Origin of the sequence: Spiroplasma mirum ATCC 29335 (assembly GCF_000565195.1) — a bacterium.
In the GTDB taxonomy this organism is placed as follows: Bacteria; Bacillota_I; Bacilli_A; order Mycoplasmatales; family Mycoplasmataceae; genus Spiroplasma; species Spiroplasma mirum.
In genome coordinates this window covers 998,332-1,016,688 of the sequence record NZ_CP006720.1, presented here as the reverse complement: position 1 = coordinate 1,016,688, position 18,357 = coordinate 998,332, and the positions used below count along the sequence as shown (strand labels likewise).

The 18,357-nt window shown below is 27.9% G+C and carries 24 protein-coding genes; 12 read left to right on the top strand and 12 right to left on the bottom strand.

Translation table 4 applies throughout. The features are described 5' to 3' along the window. Nucleotides 1–13 precede the first annotated feature (13 nt). The 5 genes from P344_RS06880 to P344_RS05230 all read left to right on the top strand — a co-directional run bounded on the left by P344_RS06880 (nucleotide 14) and on the right by P344_RS05230 (nucleotide 3,518). Nucleotides 14–223 (top strand): hypothetical protein, encoded by a 210-nt coding sequence (locus P344_RS06880; RefSeq protein WP_025331910.1) that lies wholly within the window; start codon nucleotides 14–16, stop codon nucleotides 221–223. Between the two features lie 441 nt (nucleotides 224–664). After that, nucleotides 665–1,156, top strand: a complete 492-nt coding sequence (locus P344_RS05240) for a hypothetical protein (protein ID WP_156028594.1) — start codon at nucleotides 665–667, stop codon at nucleotides 1,154–1,156. Nucleotides 1,157–1,171: 15 nt separating this feature from the next. Then, nucleotides 1,172–1,315, top strand: coding sequence for a hypothetical protein (locus tag P344_RS06875; RefSeq protein WP_156028592.1), 144 nt, complete (start codon nucleotides 1,172–1,174; stop codon nucleotides 1,313–1,315). Between the two features lie 97 nt (nucleotides 1,316–1,412). Next, nucleotides 1,413–3,143, top strand: coding sequence for a phosphoenolpyruvate--protein phosphotransferase (ptsP, locus tag P344_RS05235; RefSeq protein WP_025317823.1), 1,731 nt, complete (start codon nucleotides 1,413–1,415; stop codon nucleotides 3,141–3,143). 81 nt (nucleotides 3,144–3,224) lie between these two features. Further along, nucleotides 3,225–3,518 (top strand): hypothetical protein, encoded by a 294-nt coding sequence (locus P344_RS05230; protein ID WP_025317822.1) that lies wholly within the window; start codon nucleotides 3,225–3,227, stop codon nucleotides 3,516–3,518. A gap of 375 nt (nucleotides 3,519–3,893) precedes the next feature. On the opposite strand, the gene P344_RS06870 is transcribed toward P344_RS05230, so the two are convergent. The 12 genes from P344_RS06870 to P344_RS06865 form a co-directional block, all read right to left on the bottom strand. Continuing rightward, the gene (locus tag P344_RS06870) at nucleotides 3,894–4,049 is read right to left on the bottom strand and encodes a hypothetical protein (protein ID WP_156028590.1); all 156 of its coding nucleotides are present in this window, start codon (nucleotides 4,047–4,049) and stop codon (nucleotides 3,894–3,896) included. Further along, complete coding sequence (locus P344_RS05225; protein WP_025331908.1) at nucleotides 4,037–4,315, bottom strand: hypothetical protein; 279 nt, start codon at nucleotides 4,313–4,315, stop codon at nucleotides 4,037–4,039. Before P344_RS05225 ends, P344_RS06870 begins: the two co-directional genes overlap by 13 nt. Nucleotides 4,316–4,930: 615 nt before the next feature. Beyond that, the gene (locus P344_RS05220; protein ID WP_025317820.1) at nucleotides 4,931–5,113 is read right to left on the bottom strand and encodes a hypothetical protein; all 183 of its coding nucleotides are present in this window, start codon (nucleotides 5,111–5,113) and stop codon (nucleotides 4,931–4,933) included. A 1,180-nt stretch (nucleotides 5,114–6,293) separates the two neighbouring features. Then, on the bottom strand, nucleotides 6,294–6,476 hold the full coding sequence (locus P344_RS05215; RefSeq protein ID WP_025317819.1) for a hypothetical protein: 183 nt from the start codon (nucleotides 6,474–6,476) through the stop codon (nucleotides 6,294–6,296). Nucleotides 6,477–7,009: 533 nt separating this feature from the next. Beyond that, nucleotides 7,010–7,453 carry a hypothetical protein gene (locus P344_RS05210; protein WP_148552336.1) on the bottom strand — a complete coding sequence of 148 codons (444 nt, stop codon included), beginning with the start codon at nucleotides 7,451–7,453 and terminating at the stop codon, nucleotides 7,010–7,012. Nucleotides 7,454–7,495: 42 nt separating this feature from the next. After that, complete coding sequence (locus tag P344_RS05205; protein WP_025317817.1) at nucleotides 7,496–7,720, bottom strand: hypothetical protein; 225 nt, start codon at nucleotides 7,718–7,720, stop codon at nucleotides 7,496–7,498. A 171-nt stretch (nucleotides 7,721–7,891) separates the two neighbouring features. Beyond that, nucleotides 7,892–8,539 carry a hypothetical protein gene (locus P344_RS05200; protein WP_025317816.1) on the bottom strand — a complete coding sequence of 216 codons (648 nt, stop codon included), beginning with the start codon at nucleotides 8,537–8,539 and terminating at the stop codon, nucleotides 7,892–7,894. Continuing rightward, the gene (locus P344_RS07975) at nucleotides 8,527–8,652 is read right to left on the bottom strand and encodes a hypothetical protein (protein ID WP_269078592.1); all 126 of its coding nucleotides are present in this window, start codon (nucleotides 8,650–8,652) and stop codon (nucleotides 8,527–8,529) included. Before P344_RS07975 ends, P344_RS05200 begins: the two co-directional genes overlap by 13 nt. 15 nt (nucleotides 8,653–8,667) lie before the next feature. Continuing rightward, nucleotides 8,668–8,919 carry a hypothetical protein gene (locus P344_RS05195; RefSeq protein WP_025317815.1) on the bottom strand — a complete coding sequence of 84 codons (252 nt, stop codon included), beginning with the start codon at nucleotides 8,917–8,919 and terminating at the stop codon, nucleotides 8,668–8,670. A 114-nt stretch (nucleotides 8,920–9,033) separates the two neighbouring features. Further along, entirely contained in the window at nucleotides 9,034–9,282 is a 249-nt protein-coding gene (locus P344_RS05190; RefSeq protein ID WP_025317814.1) for a hypothetical protein, read from the bottom strand. 271 nt (nucleotides 9,283–9,553) lie between these two features. After that, nucleotides 9,554–9,733, bottom strand: a complete 180-nt coding sequence (locus tag P344_RS05185) for a hypothetical protein (RefSeq protein ID WP_025317813.1) — start codon at nucleotides 9,731–9,733, stop codon at nucleotides 9,554–9,556. 88 nt (nucleotides 9,734–9,821) lie between these two features. Beyond that, complete coding sequence (locus P344_RS06865) at nucleotides 9,822–9,980, bottom strand: hypothetical protein (protein WP_156028588.1); 159 nt, start codon at nucleotides 9,978–9,980, stop codon at nucleotides 9,822–9,824. A 406-nt stretch (nucleotides 9,981–10,386) separates the two neighbouring features. Here P344_RS06865 and P344_RS05175 point away from each other — a divergent pair, with 406 nt between their 5' ends. The 7 genes from P344_RS05175 (at nucleotide 10,387) to P344_RS05145 (ending at nucleotide 18,249) form a co-directional block, all read left to right on the top strand. Beyond that, nucleotides 10,387–10,866 carry a PTS sugar transporter subunit IIA gene (locus tag P344_RS05175; RefSeq protein WP_025317811.1) on the top strand — a complete coding sequence of 160 codons (480 nt, stop codon included), beginning with the start codon at nucleotides 10,387–10,389 and terminating at the stop codon, nucleotides 10,864–10,866. A gap of 97 nt (nucleotides 10,867–10,963) precedes the next feature. Continuing rightward, nucleotides 10,964–12,598 (top strand): hypothetical protein, encoded by a 1,635-nt coding sequence (locus P344_RS05170; RefSeq protein ID WP_025317810.1) that lies wholly within the window; start codon nucleotides 10,964–10,966, stop codon nucleotides 12,596–12,598. A 9-nt stretch (nucleotides 12,599–12,607) separates the two neighbouring features. Next, on the top strand, nucleotides 12,608–14,605 hold the full coding sequence (ligA, locus tag P344_RS05165) for an NAD-dependent DNA ligase LigA (protein WP_025317809.1): 1,998 nt from the start codon (nucleotides 12,608–12,610) through the stop codon (nucleotides 14,603–14,605). Nucleotides 14,606–14,622: 17 nt separating this feature from the next. After that, nucleotides 14,623–14,916, top strand: a complete 294-nt coding sequence (gene gatC, locus P344_RS05160; RefSeq protein ID WP_025317808.1) for an Asp-tRNA(Asn)/Glu-tRNA(Gln) amidotransferase subunit GatC — start codon at nucleotides 14,623–14,625, stop codon at nucleotides 14,914–14,916. Between the two features lie 3 nt (nucleotides 14,917–14,919). After that, the gene (locus P344_RS05155; RefSeq protein WP_025317807.1) at nucleotides 14,920–16,392 is read left to right on the top strand and encodes an amidase family protein; all 1,473 of its coding nucleotides are present in this window, start codon (nucleotides 14,920–14,922) and stop codon (nucleotides 16,390–16,392) included. After that, nucleotides 16,392–17,834 (top strand): Asp-tRNA(Asn)/Glu-tRNA(Gln) amidotransferase subunit GatB, encoded by a 1,443-nt coding sequence (gatB, locus tag P344_RS05150; protein WP_025317806.1) that lies wholly within the window; start codon nucleotides 16,392–16,394, stop codon nucleotides 17,832–17,834. Before P344_RS05155 ends, gatB begins: the two co-directional genes overlap by 1 nt. Before the next feature lie 157 nt (nucleotides 17,835–17,991). Continuing rightward, nucleotides 17,992–18,249, top strand: a complete 258-nt coding sequence (locus tag P344_RS05145) for a hypothetical protein (RefSeq protein WP_025317805.1) — start codon at nucleotides 17,992–17,994, stop codon at nucleotides 18,247–18,249. The last annotated feature ends 108 nt before the right edge of the window (nucleotides 18,250–18,357 follow it).

Genomic DNA, 18,357 nt, shown 5'->3' with positions numbered 1-18,357 from the left:
CAACAATTAAATTTTGAAAATTACCAAAACTAACATTCCTGAATTAATTCAAAAAAGCACAATCATTAATTTAATTTATATTGTACCATGAGATTTTGTTCCCTCAGATTTACGAATTTTAGTTAGTGAAGACTTATATGTTAACCAAGCCGCTATTACTGGTAATAACTGATCAGTTAAAAAAAATACTATAATAGTAATAATGTTGAGAGTAGCTTATTAAAACTACCCAATATTTGTTTAATGGGTTCAACGGTGGGGTGGTATCGGGGTTTACCATTGGGATTGTTACAGTAATTGGATGCAACACTTATTTAGCTGCAATTACTAATAGTATTATTGAAAAACATTCTTTTAATTAAATAATGAGTGCGAAAAGTACCTAAAAAATAATTTAATATTTTTTAGATTTTTTTATTTTTAATAACTAAAGAAAGGGAAAAACCATATACCAGGACATATTTTTGGTTGTTTAAAACCAACGACAACGCAAGACAATTCAAAGCAAAATATAATGATTTTTTTTCAAGGCCATTTTATTAGAAATCGAGAAAAACTTGATGATTTTTTACTTTACTTTTTAAATTTTTGTTTTGATTATTATGTAAATAATTGTTTTTTAAATTTTAAGGAAGACATTTTTAAATTCACAGAATCTGATTTGTTGCTATTCTTATTCACATTTGAAACTAATCAACAATTGATTGGTCAAAAGGAATATGAACAACAATTTAAGGAATCATTAAGTGAAAATAGTTTTCTAGATATTTTTAAATTAGAAGAGATTAAAAATTTAATTAAAATTAAAATCTTACCAGTTATTGGAACAAGATTAAACTTAATTCAGGGTCCACTTAAAACAAAGTTCCTTGATTTTGCAAAAGCATTGGCTAATAATAAACAGCTTAGTGACAATCGCTTAGTTGTAAAGTATAAAGATTTTTTTAATACTAGTTTTACAACATTAAAAAATTATTTAAAAACTAATTTAGCAAATAACTTTTCGTCTTTCTTAACTTTATTTGTTGATTATGCAGCAATTTGTTTTGAAAAAAGAAATTTACTTTTAGCTAATCTAACAACACGCTTTGGAATAGTCGCTAATCACTATCTTGAAAATTTTAACCCGCAAGTAGTTAATAAAAATATTGCGTAAGATCTCCTCCAAGTTATGGAAGAAATTAATAAATTAATTCAGCAATTCTGTGAAGAAAATAGTGATTTTATTAATGAAAAAATGAAAATTTTTGAAGAAGATTTGGAATTAATAAATAAATCATTAAAATTTAAAGATGATGAAGAATGTATTAGATAACTAATTATCTAATATTTTTTTTGTTTTATCTTATCACAATATTTTAATTGGTATATAATTAAAATAGTTTGGACAGATAGAAAAAGGAGATATAAAGATGTCAAATAAAATTAAAGGAATTGGTTCTAGTAATGGAATTGCGATTGCAAAAGTTTTTAAATTAGAAGAACCACGATTAAATATTGAAAAGACAACAATTGATAATGTTGCTGATGAAATTAAATTATTGGACCAAGCGATTAGCAAAGCAAAAGGGGATATTGAAAAATTACAAAAAATTGCCTTAGAAAAATTAGGCGCCGAAAAAGCGGCGATTTTTGAAGCTCATGGTCAAATTTTACAAGACCCAGTAATGTTAGATGAAGCCAAAGGAATAATTAATAATGAGAAATTAAATGCTGCTTATGCCATTGATAGTGTGGCCAAAAAATATATTGAGATGTTTTCGGAAATGGATGACCCTTATTTTAAAGAAAGAGTCAGTGATATTAAAGATGTTACTAATCGGTTAGTTAAATATATTTTAGATGTGCCAGTGTTGGATTTAGCAACTATTAATGAAGAAGTTATTATTGTTGCTAACGACTTAACTCCGTCACAAACAGCCCAATTGAACCCGCAATATGCTAAAGGATTTGCTTGCGATATGGGTGGGCGAACTAGTCATGCCGCTATTATGGGTCGTAGTTTAGAAATTCCTGCCGTGTTAGGACTAAAAAATATTACAACCTTAGCTCACCATGGTGATTACATTATTATTGATGGAACAACCGGGGAAGTTATTCTAAAACCAGAAGCTAATGAAATTAAAGAATGAACTGATAAAAAAGCTGCTTTCATTAAAAAACAACAAGAATTATTAACCTTTAAAGATAAACCAACAGTTTCTAAAGATGGCTTTAAATGCTTTACTATAGAAGGAAATATTGGTTCACCAAAAGATGTCCAAGGAGTATTAGACAATGGCGGTGAAGGAGTTGGTTTATTCCGAAGTGAATTTTTATACATGGATAATGATTACTTCCCAACTGAAGATGAACAATTTGTTGCTTATAAAGCAGCCTTGGAAGGAATGCAAGGTCGCCCGGTTATTATTAGAACATTAGATATTGGGGGAGACAAAAAATTATCATATTTTAAATTCCCAGAAGAAATGAATCCGTTCTTAGGATATCGCGCCATCCGTTTATGTTTAGATCGTGAAGATGTTTTCCGCACCCAGTTAAGAGCGTTATTAAGAGCAAGTGCCTTTGGAAAATTAGGAATTATGTTCCCAATGATTGCAACTATTGATGAATTTAAAAAAGCAAAAGCAATTACCTTAGAAGAAAAAGCTAATTTATTAAAAGAAGGGCATAAAGTCGCAGATGATATCGAAATTGGAATGATGATGGAAGTTCCGGCTGCCGCTGTCTTAGCAGATCAATTTGCTAAACATGCTGATTTCTTCTCAATTGGGACTAATGATTTAATTCAATATACAATGGCTGCTGATCGCATGAGTCAATTTGTTTCATATTTGTACCAACCTTATAATCCCTCAATTCTTCGCCTCTTAAAAAGTATTATTGATGGTGCTCATAAAGAAGGCAAATGAGTAGGAATGTGTGGAGAAATGGCAGGCGAACCATTAGCCATTCCAATTTTAATGGGAATGAAACTAGATTACTTCTCAATGTCAGCAACAAGTATTTTACGTGCTCGTAGTATTATTAGTAAATTAGATACTACTGAAATGGCCAAATTAGTAGAAACAGTTTTAAATTGTGAAACTAGTCAAGAAGTTATTAATTTAGTAGAAAAAGCAACCGGAGATGTTTTAAAATAATTGATTTTCATTTAAAATAACACTATTAAATAAAATAGTGTTATTTTTATTTTGCTTACATTACGAAAGGTTGGTTTAAAGATGATTGGCTTCTTAACTAATATTGGGACATTATCCTTACCAGTTGCCATTAGTTTAGTTGTTATTTTTGGTGTGCTAGCAATTGTTTTCGGAATCTTATATTGAAAGTTAGAATACCAACCCCGGAAAAAAAACGCCAACATAATGCTTTTGAACAACAAACGCATAAAACAATCCGTCTGGGAGGCTTTTAAAAATAATAAATATTTTATTATGTTTGCGATTGTAACAGTTTGTTTTATTGCCTCATTGTTAGTATTGTTACATAATGTGATAGAGAGTCCATTGTTATAAATATATAGAAGCATTTTTAAGATTTAACTAATTAGTTTTAATTTTATATAGGAATTCCATTTCCTTGAAATTCATAAATGTCTCATTCTCCTATGTCAAGAATATAAGTAGTAATTCTATTATTAACTAAAATTGTATTTTTGATTTTTCTATCAGTTTCAATAAAAATTTCATTATAAAAATTTCATTATTATAGTAGTTTTCATTTTTATAAGATATATAAAAGATATATAAACTTTTTTGGGATAAGCGATTTCGAAATAATAGTCGGGTGTATTCTTTATTAACAACTATATAAGTTTTTTAGTTGAAATATTACTATTTGATTTTAATTTTAAATATAAGGGGTTATTATTAATTGAAAAGTATTTGCTTTTAATTTCTAAAATTTCATTTTCTGTTTTTTGTTTGTCCTTGTTGGGCAATTTCCCCATTAATATGACCAATTTTATTAAAAATATCAAAAATAGCTGTTTCAATCTCTTGATCATGAGTTGTAATTACAGGACCTTTAATAACTAAGTTAGTCACTGGACCATGGAAAATAGTTTCTGTTTTTTTACGCTATATTTTATTGGGACATCATCATATAGCTTTAATTGTTTATTTAAAATAATTTTTTTTAATTCTTCGCTATTTTTTTCTCGTTTGTTTTTTTCTAAGCTTATTAATTCATCTGTTTCACTCTTAGTATAATAAAATTCTAAATCAATTTGGGATAAATCAATTTTGTTTGGGTTTTCATTATACGTTTCAAATAATTTTTTAAGAGAAGTTAATTCTCCATAAATTTTCATCCAGCTCGAATGTAGCCCTTGTAAGTTTAGGAAATTATTTGAACTAGTTTCAAAATTATTACCATTTTTAGGTGTATTGTTAGCAGTAACAAATAAATTCAATTAGAATTCTGTTGAAGCATCAATGCTCAAACATAATATAAATTATTTTTCGAATGATTTCTTTAATTCTTTGATCTTTAAAAGTATGATAAGGAAATTTATAAAAAATAAAGTTTAAATAAGCATTGATGACATCTTGAGCTTGGATAGCAAAAGTTGTAAATCATTCTTCAACATTATAATATAATTTATTGTATTTTTAATGGTACTTCCGTGATTGGATCAGTCAAGCGATAAGAATCATTATATTCTTTTAAACTCACTTCTTCTCATAATTTAGGTTTGATTATAGACATGTATTTTCATCTCCTTATTTTTTAAATAAATTTGTCCGTATTTATTTAAAAAATATTAATATATAATAAAGATGTTTTGTTCATATGTGATCACTTTAATTTTAAAATAGTAATATTTTAAATGATTAGGATAAAAATTTAAAATAAAAAAATGATGTAAAGTTATCTACATTATTTACGAAAAGAAATTAAATAACAATTAAAAACTAATGATAATTTAAAAAAATGAATTATTTACTATACCATCATCTAAGAGATTACCAGATGTTTTAATTTTTGCTTGTAATTTATTAATTTGGTTGACTAATGAATTAACTAGTTTTAGAAATCCAATCATGATAATATTTAAAAAATAATAAATAAGTTTTAAAGTTAATAATTTTAACTTAGTTTTATTCATTGTTATCCTTAAGATTGGTTAAATTATCAATAAGAAATTGTATCTTATTATTTAGTTCATATAATTGTATTATAATAAGTATTTCTGTCCATCAATGCATAGCAATAAATTTACAATGGTAGTTTTATAAGAAATATTCTGCAAGTTTTTGGTTATTTAGTACTTGCAGAATCCTCTTGTTCCATAATAGTCGCTTAAAAATAGTAGTCATCTTTTCATCTCCTTAATTTTAAAATAAAAATGTCCGTATTTATTTTAATTATGGGGATACCTTACTTGAATACTAATTTTTACTCATATGTGAACGCTTTAATTTTAGAGGATATTAATAAAAAATGATTATAATTATTAGATTTTTTATTTAATAAAAATAATTATCAGGATACATGCCATTTCATTTTTATCTTCTGGATAATGTTTACTATCTGCACAGAATAAAGAAAATCCCGAAAAATCACGTTCTCATATTTTACTATTTCAAAAGACTATTGTATGATCACTTTGCTCATAAGTTGCATAACTTTGGACTTTGGATGTATTATTTTTACTAATGAAATAATTGATAAAATAATAGCTATTATTGTTAAAATGATGACTATGAAACCTATTCAAAATATTTTCTTATTCATAAATATTTCCTTCCCTTCTAAATATTCTAGTAAAATTATAGGAAAATAATTATTTCATAATTAAAATTTAAAAATATGTAATTAAATAAAAATATTAATATAATATATAAGTAACTTTTAATTTTCAAAATAACCGTCAGGATAATTACCGTCTCATTTATGTCACATGCTTTCTGACGGGTTTTTATATGCGCATATTAGACGCATATATTTTCCTCCATCATCTGCTCAAATAGTAGAACAACATCATTTAACTTCTTCTGCTCTATTTTTATAAGAGTTATATTAATTTACTTTGGAATCATTAATTTTTGATAATGAAATTCCTCCAATTATAATAGCAATTAAATTTAAAATTCCAATAAAAGTTCTATTTCATTTAATTTTTGCATTTTTTTAGAAAAACTAATTTCAATATCTGTTGGTTTAATAACTTCTATAATTTCAAGTCATTGTAGTTTATTATGAAAGTTATTATCTTTAGTAGAAAATAAATTTAATAATTTTTCAATTTTATTATTAGATAATAGTACATAAGTTAAGTATTTTCCTTATTCTGCTGATGATAAATTAATATCTCCGGGTATTAAAGATGGAATATCATTTGCCTCTAATTCATTAGTTAAAGGTAACCAATTAAAATAGCTGAGATCTAATTTAAACATTTGATTTCCAGAAAAGTCATTGTTAATTACCGAAATATTATTTGGATCAGAAAAATCAAAATATGACAATTTTAGTTTAACAATAACCTCTTTAAATTCTTAATATCCTTTTTCAACTTCTGTAGGTTTTGAAATCAATTCAAAATAATAAGAAGACACGATTTTGATGTCATCATTATACCCTTTATTAATTGCTAATTTACTATATGTATAATTTGACAATATATAAATGATTTGTTTAAATCTGGTAACAACCTCAGTATTCACATAACTGGGATTATTAATTTTTCATTCTTCAAGTAATCCATCAATTACATTTTCAGGTTTTTGACCTTCAAATTTTTGTTTTAGTCTAGCAGATTCATTATCAGGATTTCCGTAGCCTTCAAATGATACATTAGGAAATTTGCGATCATAATTATATTTATAAGTTAAAAAATCTTTTAAAACATCTTGGAGGTTCCCACTAATGGGTCCTTCTGCAAATTCTAAAATAACATCGTCATACTCGGAACTACCAGGTGTTGAAAATCATTGAATATAATCTCAGTTAACTTTTTTTCAGTTTTAGTTCACCATGCTGTTGGTTCATATTTATTGTCTTAAATTTTAAGAGCATTACCTTCTGGTCAAGTTGGTATTGGAACAGTCATTCCCTCTGCAGCACGGGTATCTTTAAGATTTATTTTTCCTAGAGCTAATCTAGAATTTTTAAAAGTTTGTTTAGTTGGCGCTGGTGGTTTATTGCTGACACTTACTAAAGATAAAATGTCTTTTTGCTTAATGTATTCTTTAGCCAAATTTCATGGTAAAAAACTTTTTCCTAATCAATATTCAAAAATTCTAATGTTTGGTGTTGTTTCAATTGGTAAAGAAAATAACGGAAACATTTGGGAATTTTTTATGAATAATTGTGGATAGCAATATTCATTTTCAATCTTTCCTCAACATTTAATATTTCCCCATTTAATTGCTTTGGGATCTTTAATTTTAATCCCGGTGATTTCAGTATCACTAGGTAATGGTTTTTGGATTTTAAACTGCATTTCCATCAATTGTTTTGGAATCTTTTAACAAGGTTAAATTAGCTAGTTTGGTAATTGTAGCACCATTACTTTAGTATCAATTTCACTATATTTAGTTGCTTGTTTTTGGGGGTTGTTAATTGGGATTACTTTTAAATCAATTTGAAAGTCATTAATTTCATAAGCATCAGTAACAATAACATCATCTGGGTTAATAAATCTAATTTGAACAATATTAGGACCAAATTCTAAGGTTAGTTTTTCACTATCATTAAATAGTCGTTTCAAAGAATAAATATATAATTTATGTTTACGGTCCGAACCATAAATTAATGATAAGTCAGCATCACTTTTACTTTCTGCAAGGTTAGCAAAGTCTAATGGGATTTGGTCAATATAAAAATCTTTTCCGAGTGGTTCTTTTTATTTTATCGTTAATATTTTTCATTGATAAAGTTCTTAAGATAATGGTGATGAACCAAACGGATTAATTTTTAATTGCACCAAGATTTTTAGACTATCGGCGTTATCTTTAAGAGCAAATGTTTTTGCTTTTAGGATATCTTTATCAAAAGTTAATAATAAACTAATGAAGGCTGCTAAGGATTGCTCACGTAATGTTAATTTGGTTTGGTTAGTTAAATTTACTAAACCATTATTAGCAATAGTGATGGTATTATCTTTAATTGTTTTTTCTTCGGATAATTCTAAATTAGAGTTAGTTAATAAATGGTTCCACGTTTTTAAATATAAATTAGTCAACGGTTCGGGGTTAAAAGTTCCCATAATAGCACTGATTGAGTCAGGATTATGATCAGGGTCATTTTCCATTACCAAGATATTATTTTTAATAAATTTATGAATCATATTATTAACTTGTTCTTGGTTATTTCCAATAATATCATTAGTATTTAAGAAGAACTTGGTACTACTTAAAATTGTTCCTAAAATAATTTGTTCATAAATTAAATCTAATGTTTTAATTTTTTCAATTTGGTATCCGCAATCTTTAGTTACAGATGAAGTGTTTTTAAAAATAATAATTGGTAAATAACTAATTTTTAAAGTTTCAGTTTCAGAGAAACTTTGGTCAGTTATTTTGTTCATAGTCTAATGTGGTTAATGATATTTTGATCACTACTAATAACTTTGACAGTTTTAAATTGTAAATTGTCATTATACTGGTACACTAAGTAGGCAGCTTGGCCACATTGTGACATTCTTTTTTCATTTAACTAGTTTTGTTGATAAAAGTTATTTGTTGTTAAATAATTTTTAATTTTAGTAACTAATTTATTTTGGGAATTAATTGTTAAATTTAAATCCAAAGGATTAAATTTATTAGCTTGTTGATCACTAACATAGTTAGTTAACATTTGCAGATAATCAAAATTGTTAATATCATAATTTTGAAAAATAGTTTTGGATATAGTTAGTTTATTTTTTAAAAGATTTTGTATTTGGTTGTGCGAAAGAAATTTTACCATTGTCTTTTATCTTTTCTTTGCAAAGTGTAATATTCTTGACAAGTATAATATTTATTTAATTTTCAAAGAATTAGTTAATAATTATTAAAATATTTTAATGAAGATAAGTTATATTTAGTAGTTTTTTTGTAAATTAAGAATATTTTTAAATTTAACGGGCTTAACTAATGAATGGACTTGTTGACTTGCTAAAGATAAATTATCACTATTTTTATTTAAAAAACTATTAATTAAATTTAATAAGTTAATTTGATTAGTTTTTAATTCTCATGCTAATTCATCAATTATTAAACTTAATTTTTCAGTTTCATTGTTCAATTCTTTAAACAGGTTTTTAATTCCTGATGAATTATTTAATAGCATTTTTGAAAAATTAAATTTATTAGTTAAACCTGATATTAATTTTTACTGAGTTAGATAAGTTCTTAGTAAACTAATTTTTGCAATATCTTGCGGATTAACATTCTTTTGAATTAACTCGTTGGTTATTGCTAATCAGGATTCAAAATCTAGTGTGATAATTTGTGACCAAGTTCTGTTAAGAGAATTTAAAATATTATTAACATAATTAATATCATGCGGACTAATTTTAAAATTATTAGTTGCTTGTTTTCATTGTTGATTAGTAATTAGGTTAGCAACTTTTTTTAATTAAATTAATTTGTTGATAATTAAAGTAATCTAATTGATTAAGTTGCTTTGCTTGGTAACCTAATTTTTGGTTAATATTTTTTTGTAAATTAATAGGTTTAGTAAAATGATAAAACATCGGATTATTTTGTTTAGAATCCTGGTTTAAATAATCCTTAATCATTTTTGTTAAATCATAACTAAGTTTTCCTTTGGTAATAATTTTTGATCATAACTGTCTTTTCTCTTAATGCTTGTTTTAGAAAGACCTTTTAAGAGACCATTTTTTCGATTGCTTTTGCAAATTTACTTTCATCTAAGGGTAATAATAAATTTAGCAATGCATTACTAGCACTAACATTATTATTAATCACATCATATAATTCATTGATTAAAAAATCAGTTCCAACTTCTCCAATTACAGTTAACACTTCTGTAATTGTTGCTGATAATGCTAAACTAGTTCAGAGGGCACCGAAAGCCGCGCCATCGATGGAAGCTAAGATTATTCCTGAAATAGTAGTAATAATTGTGCCAAAGATTAGGCCAAATAAATTATTACTTTTTTGTTTTTCTTCCCGGGGTAATCTTGTACCGGTAAGATGTTTAACATCAAAAAGTAAAGCAGTATTATGGGTTTCAATCCAGCACGAAGGGATTACATTTTATTTAAAAATAATTACAAAATTATTAATTCAAAAAATATTAATTTTCCAAAAATAACATAAAATGTACAATTTTGCCATTTTTAGTGGAAAAGTCTAGCATTTTTCTTTTATTTGGTAGTATACTTAATGTAGTTATATATTAAAAAGTACATTAGAGGAGGGAATTTTTATGGGATTATTCGGACATAAAAATAAAGAAATTCAAATTATCGCACCAGTTGATGGTGAAGTTATTGCAATTGAAGAAGTAACAGATGAAATTTTTTCACAAAAAATGTTAGGAGATGGTTTAGGAATTAAACCAGCGAAAGGAAATTTTGTGGCTCCGATGGAAGGTAAACTAATGACAGTTTTCCCAACTGGTCATGCTTATGGAATTAAACATAAGTCAGGAGTTGAAATGTTATTACATGTTGGGATGGACACTGTTTCTTTAAATGGTGAAGGGTTTGATATTAAAGTTAAACAAGATCAAACTGTTAGTCAAGGAGACTTATTATGTAATGTTGATTTAGATAAAATTAAAGACAAAGTTCCTAGTTTAGATACACCAATGGTTTTTACCCCAGATTCAATGAATGGGAAAACAATTGAAGTTGTTAAAAAAGGAAAAGTTAGTCAAGGAGATGTAATTGCGATTATTAAATAAGACTTGTCAAAGATAATTTAATGCCAATTTACAAGAATGATAAATATTATTATTCTTTTTTTTGTTATAATCTATCTAAGTGAAAGGTGAGAAATTAATGACAAAGCTAATTTTAATTGCAATTGTATTTTTCTTATATTATTATTGAGTTTTCTCTTCGACAGGAACAATTTTAGCTGACTTGTTAAAAATTAGAACTCGTAATATTTATTTAAGTATGATTATGGGTTTTTTCTTTTATTTTGCGACAATCGCTTTTTTATTAATTCCCTTGGAGTTTATTGGTAATTTAAAATATATTGTATTAGTTTATTATTTATTAGCAATTAATATATTATATGCTGTTATTTTATTATTATTTGTTCGTTTTTGATTTAATTATCGCTTATTAGACTGAAACCACTTATTATTTGTGTTGGTTTTTACAATGTTTATCTTTTTATACTATTTAAAAAATTTATTTATTACTCCTTCTGGACAAAACTTGAGTAATAGTTTTGTGTTAACCTTCTATAATTTTAATTTTGATAATAGGAAGGTTATTTTTAATTTAAATTCGGAGGTTACCTTAAGTGCGAATTCTACCTTATCAGCCTTACCATGGTTTACTAATGTTTCAATGTGGTTTGCAATGACAAAATTAAATCCAATTGATATTACTACTAATTTATTAGATATTTTTGATGCGCTATTGTTTGCTTCTATTTTTATTACCTTACTTAATAACTTTTCGAAAAAAAATAGTAATAAAATTATTATTGGTTTATTGTCCCTGGTTACTTTATTAGCTTCTAAACTATTAATTTATTATTTTGGTTATGATGCCTGACACCCCGAAAACATGTTAACTAATTTATTTTTTGTGTTGTTTATCCTCATTAGTATTTACAGTAACCGGGAATATCGCAGTCGTAATATGCCCTGAATTATTGGGTTTATTTTTGCGAGTTACATAACTTTTGACTGAGATGCTAGTTATATTATTTTATTTACTATTTATGTAACAACTTGAATTAGTATTTTACGATTCCGAACAAACTTCTTAAAAGATTTTGTAAAGTTTAGTGCCGTATCAAGTGTTTGTTTTATTGTTTATAATGCCCGATTAAAAAACTTATTATTAATCTTTATCTTTTTAGCATTACTATTATTAATGTTCTTTATTGCTTTTTTATTGTATCGAAATTACACAAGAATTTGTGAAATTGAGTTTGCAATTTATGAATGCCGAAGAGGATTTATTTTTGTGATTCCAATTATTTTTACCATTATTTCCGTGGTTATCGTCTTAGCTACTAACCAGATTAACTTGGATTTTTGGACCCTTGAAAAAATTGCCCAACCGTTATTTGTCCAGTTAGAATTAGGAAGATGGCGTGAAATTACGGATACTGTTTTTACCTCAATTTCCTTCTTCTTCTTAGGTTTTGCTTTAGTTTGGATTTTATTTATAGAGAGAATTCCCAACTTTGTGGCGAAAACCCAAATTACCATGCTATCAATTTTAACAGTTTCTTTTTTCAATCCTTTAGTGGGGCGATTCTTAATTTGGATCTTCAACAGTCAAGCGTTATTAAATAACGCCACGGTTTTTATTGTCGCCTTGCTGGTTGCTATTAATACAACAGTTTATACGATTAAAACAAAACCGTTTAATTTTAAGTTAAGCCGGTTTTTTCCATCCCCTAAGAAACTGACTTTTAAACATAAAATAAAGGCAACCAGAAAATAGGAGGTATCTATGAATTTTAGTGAAGCACAAAAACGAGTTGAATTTTTAAAAGAACAAATTAACAAATGAAATTATGAATATTATGTCTTAAATAATCCTAGTGTTAGTGATCAAGAATACGACTGGACTATGCAAGAATTAATGGCGTTAGAAACGGAACATCCTGAATTAATTACTTTTGATTCGCCGACCCAACGAGTGTCAGGAGAAGTAAGTGATAAATTTAATAAATATGAACACCAAAACCCAATGTTAAGTTTGGGCAATGCTTTTAATTTGGAAGATCTACAACATTTTGATGAGCAAATCAAGGAACTAACGGGATTAAGTGCGATTGAATATACTTGTGAATTAAAGATTGATGGGTTGTCAATTTCACTAATTTATGAAAATCATTTATTAAAAATTGGGGCGACCCGCGGGGATGGTACAACGGGTGAAGATGTCACTGTTAATATTAAAAAAATTAGATCAATTCCGTTAAAAATTGACCAGGAAAATTTAACTGTCCGCGGAGAAGTTTATTTATCAAAAAATAATTTTGAAAAAATTAATAAAGAGCGCGAAGCGAATGAAGAACCGTTATTTGCTAACCCTCGGAATGCTGCGGCAGGAACGTTACGCCAGTTAGATTCAAGTATTATTGCGAAACGAAATTTAAGTGCTTTTTTATATTATTATGTTAATGCTACTAATGATGGGATTAAAACCCAAAGTGAAGCTTTACAACGCTTAGCTGCTTTAAAGTTTAAAATTAATAAGGAATTTCGTATTTGTAAAAATATTGCGGAAGTATGAGACTATGTTCAAACATACCAGGCAAAACGTGAAGATTTAGAATATGAAATTGATGGGATTGTTATTAAAGTGAATGATTTAAGTTTATATAACCGAATTGGATATACGGCTAAAAATCCCAAATGAGCAATTGCATATAAATTCCCGGCCGAAATTGTTATTACCAAGATTTTAAATATCTTTCCAACTGTTGGAAGAACTGGACGAATTACTTATAATGCGCATTTAGAACTCGTGCGGATTGCCGGGACTATTGTTAAAGCCGCAACATTACATAATGCTTCTTTTATTATTGATAAAGATATTCGCATTGGTGATAATGTTAAAGTTAAAAAAGCGGGCGATATTATTCCAGAGGTGATAGGTTATTTACCAGAAAGAAGAAGTAAAAATGCCAAGAAGTGACAAGAAGCAACCCATTGCCCGGTGTGTCATTCGCTATTAGAACGCACAGCAGGTGAAGTTGATCAGTACTGTATAAATTCTTTATGTAGTAAAAAAATTACAAGATCATTAGAACATTTTTGCTCACGCAATGCGATGAATATTGGAGGAGTTAGTGAAAAAATTATTGAAAAATTATTTAATTTAAATTATTTAAAAAGTTTTAGTAATTTGTATGAATTAGAAAAATACCACCAAGAAATAGTGGGGTTAGAGAATTTTGGCGAGAAATCATATCAAAATATGATTAATTCAATTAATAATTCAAAAACTAATTCCTTAGAAAAATTATTATTTGGCTTAGGGATTCGCCATGTTGGGCAAAAAACCGCAAAATTAATTACTCATAAATTTTTAACAATGGAAGCGATTGTAACGGCTACTTTTGAAGAATTGGCAACTATTAATGATGTTGGTCCAATTGTGGCAACTAGTGTTGTTGATTATTTTAAAATTGCTGAAAATATTAACGAAGTAAAAAAACTCGCGCAGTTAGGAATTAACATGACATACCACCCAAGTACTAATAATAATTCTAATAAATTTGAAAATTATCGTTTTGTAATTACCGGTACTTTATCAAAACCCCGCGAATATTTCAAAGATTTGATTGAAAGCATGGGGGGGGCAACTTCGGATAGTGTAAGTAGTAAAACAACTTATGTGTTAGCAGGAGCTGATCCAGGAAGTAAAATTACAAAAGCAGCGAAATTAAATGTTAAAATAATAAGTGAAGAGGATTTTAATAAATTATTAAATTCATAGCAGAAAGGAAATTTAAAATGGCAAGAATTGATAAAGAAAAGTTGCGCCAGTTAGCGCATAATATTATGCTTGATTTATCAGAACAAGAATTAGAAAAGTTAAGCAATGAATTTGATGTTATTTTAAAACAAATGGATTTAGTGCAAAAAATTGATACGACAAATGTTCATTCAATGCACTTTCCTTTTGAAATTACAGTAACAAGTTTACGTGATGATGAAGAAATTGAACAAGTTCTCCAAGCAGAATTATTAAGAAATGCCCCCGTAGTTGAAGATGATTATATTGTGATTAATAAGGTGGTTAAGTAAAAAATGAATTATTATACAATTAAAGAATTACATGAATTATTATTGCAAGGGAAAATAACACCAACAGAAATTATCACAACTGCTTTTCAAGCGCTAGAAAGTTATCACGACTTAAATGCAACAGTAACAATTTTAAAAACTGAGGCTTTAAAAGTTGCCAAAGAATTAGAAGCATTAGAAATTAAACCAGATGATTATCTTTTTGCAATTCCGTATTTTGCCAAAGATAATTTTGCAACAAAAAATATCCGCACCACAGCTAGTTCGCATATTTTAGATAATTTTATCCCACCTTATGATGCCCAAGTTGTTAAAATTTTAGCTAATAACAATGCTATTTTATTAGGAAAAACAGCTCTTGACGAATTAGGGATGGGAGGTCATGGGTTATATGCTCATACTGGCGAAGTTTTAAACCCGTGGGATAAAACTAGAATTACCGGGGGATCTTCTTCGGGGTCTGCTGCATTAGTTGCAGCTGGTGTTGTTCCATTTGCCCTGGGTTCTGATACTGGTGATTCAATTCGTAAACCAGCTAGTTATACCGGAATTGTTGGTTTAAAACCAACTTATGGAATTCTATCTCGTTTTGGGTTATTTCCCTATGCTCCCTCATTAGATACGGTAGGGTATTTTACTAGAACAGTTGAAGACTGTGCGATTGTTTTAGATTATTTAGCAAAACAAGATGGCAAGGATGCGACTTCATTACCAAGTGATCAACAAAATTATTATCAAAACTTAACAACTGATATTAAGAACTACCAATTTGCTTATATTAAAAAAATTCATCAGCAGTTACCTGCTCCGATTAAGGCAATTTATGAAGAACTATATCAAAAGTTAACTGCTCATAATATTAGGTTAACGGCAGTTGATTTTCCCGAAGATCTCTTAAAAGCATTATTACCAGTTTACATGATTATTTCCTTTGCCGAAGCAGTAAGTAGTCATTCAAATTTAGATGGAATTAATTTTGGGGTTCGCAAAGAAGGTGAAACTTATGAAGAAGTAATGCTGAATTCGCGGGGGAAAGGTTTTGGCGATGTTGTGAAAAGAAGATATGTTATTGGTTCATATGCTTTAACTAGAAAAAACCAAACATTATTATTTTTGAAAGCAAAAAGAATCCGCCGGTTAATAGTTACGGAACTAGAAAAAATCTTTAGCCAGTACGATATTTTATTGTTACCTTCGGCTAGTGACGTTGCCCCTAAAATTGCTGATATTAAACAACAAGTTTTAAAAGAAGAAGATGTTGAGCATTATATTGATGATGTCTTAGTATTAGCTAATTTTATGGGAAATCCGTCTTTGACAATTCCGTTAGCTTTAATTAATGAGTTGCCAATTGGGATTAATATTAATGCAAAACCATTTAATGACCAAGCAGTTTTAAATGCGGGTTATTTATTAGAAGATATTATTGACTTAAAAAATCTTGTGGTGCCAGCAGTGAAAGGAGGTGTTAAATAATGCATAATTTTGAAGTTGTTATTGGCATTGAAAACCACGTGGAATTAAAAACCAAAACAAAAATGTTTTCAAAAGGGCCAGTTAGTTATGATGCTCCTGTCAACACAATGGTAAATATCATGGATATGGGTTATCCGGGCGCGTTGCCAACGGTTAATAAACAAGGGGTTGCCTTAGCCTTATTAGCTTGTCAGGCGTTAAATTTAGAAATTGATCCAATTGTACAGTTTGATCGCAAGAACTATTACTATCCGGATTTAGCCAAGGGTTTTCAAATTACCCAACAATATTTTCCAATTGGGAAAAATGGTTTTTTAACAATATATGAAAATAATCAACCCTTAAATATTGAAATTGAACGTTTACATATTGAAGAAGATACGGCTAAACAATTGCATTTAGCTGATAAAACATTGTTAGACTATAACCGTGCAGGAATTGGGTTAATTGAGATTGTAACTCGCCCAGTTTTACGCAGTGCCTATCAAGCAAAAAAATATGTGGAAGCCTTACGAGAAATTTTATTATATTTAAATGTTAGTGATGCCAAAATGAATGAGGGTTCTTTACGCTGTGATGTTAATATTTCCTTACGCCCCTGGGGAAGTAACCAATTAGGTAACAAAGTAGAAATTAAAAACTTAAATTCAATTAATAATGTTGAAAAAGCAATTAATTTTGAAATTAAACGCCAAGCCCAAATTATTCTGAGCGGTGGGGTTGTGGAACAAGAAACGCGACGATTTGATGAAAAAAGCAAAGAAACCGTTTTAATGCGGAAAAAAACGGATGCCACCGATTATAAATATTTTTCGGAACCTAATATTTTTCCAATTAAATTAGATAAGGTGTGAATTAATAAAATCTTATCTTCTGTGCCAGAATTACCTAATCAAAAACGTCAACGCTATCGTAAAGAATACCAGTTAAAAGAAAGCGATATTGAAGTGTTATTACAGGACTATGATTTAATGAATTTTTTTGAAGCGAGTGTAAAAAACAATTCTAATTATGAGATGGTTGCTAATTATTTAATTGGTGATATTTCTGCTTATCTGAATGCCAAAAATATTACTATTAAGGAAACTAAATTAACACCTGCTAATTTAAGTAAAATGATTGATTTAATTGTTAAAAATGTGATTTCCACTAAACAAGCAAAAACGGTGTTAACTCATATTTTAACTACGGATGTTAAACCAGAAGTTTTAGTTGCTAAATTAGGATTAAAACAAATTACTGATCCCCAAGAAATTATTAAAATTATTACTCCGGTGATTGAAAATAATCTAGTAATGTTAGGGCAATATCATGAACGTCCAGAACGGGTAATTAAATTCTTTATGGGTGAGTTAATGAAACTAACCAAGGGACAAGTGGCTCCCGAAATTGGCCAACAAGTTGTTCTTGAATTAATTACTAAGAAAAAAGATCACAACTAATTTAATTTAAACCAGCAAGAGAAGAATTGAATTACTTTTGAAAAAAGATTCAATTTTTTTAATTTTTATTAAAATTTTATTCTAATCAAGGATATAAAGTGCTATATTTAATATGTAAAAATACTGAAAAATAGAAAGACCGTACGAAACTTAAGAAATGAGAAGTGAAACATATTATAAGAAATTAATTTGCGCAATTATTTTCTTTGCGTTATTTTCAATTATCACTTTTTCTGTCTTTGCCGCTGCGATTGGTTACATTATTGATAATACAATGATTAATCCAAACTTACCGGTGGAAGAAAAAGATAAATTATTTGCGTTGTTTTATATCAGCCAGTGCAAGCAAAAGTTTTGCTTTTATTTTTATCATTCCGGCTATTTTAGGATTGATAATAATTTTTCGGAGTTTTAAATTATGGGCAAAATTAAACCAGAATGGAGAGCCAAGCGCTAATGTTTTAAAATGACTATTTAGTTTTACTATTACCTATTAGTATGGAACTAGCAACCTTAAAAAAAC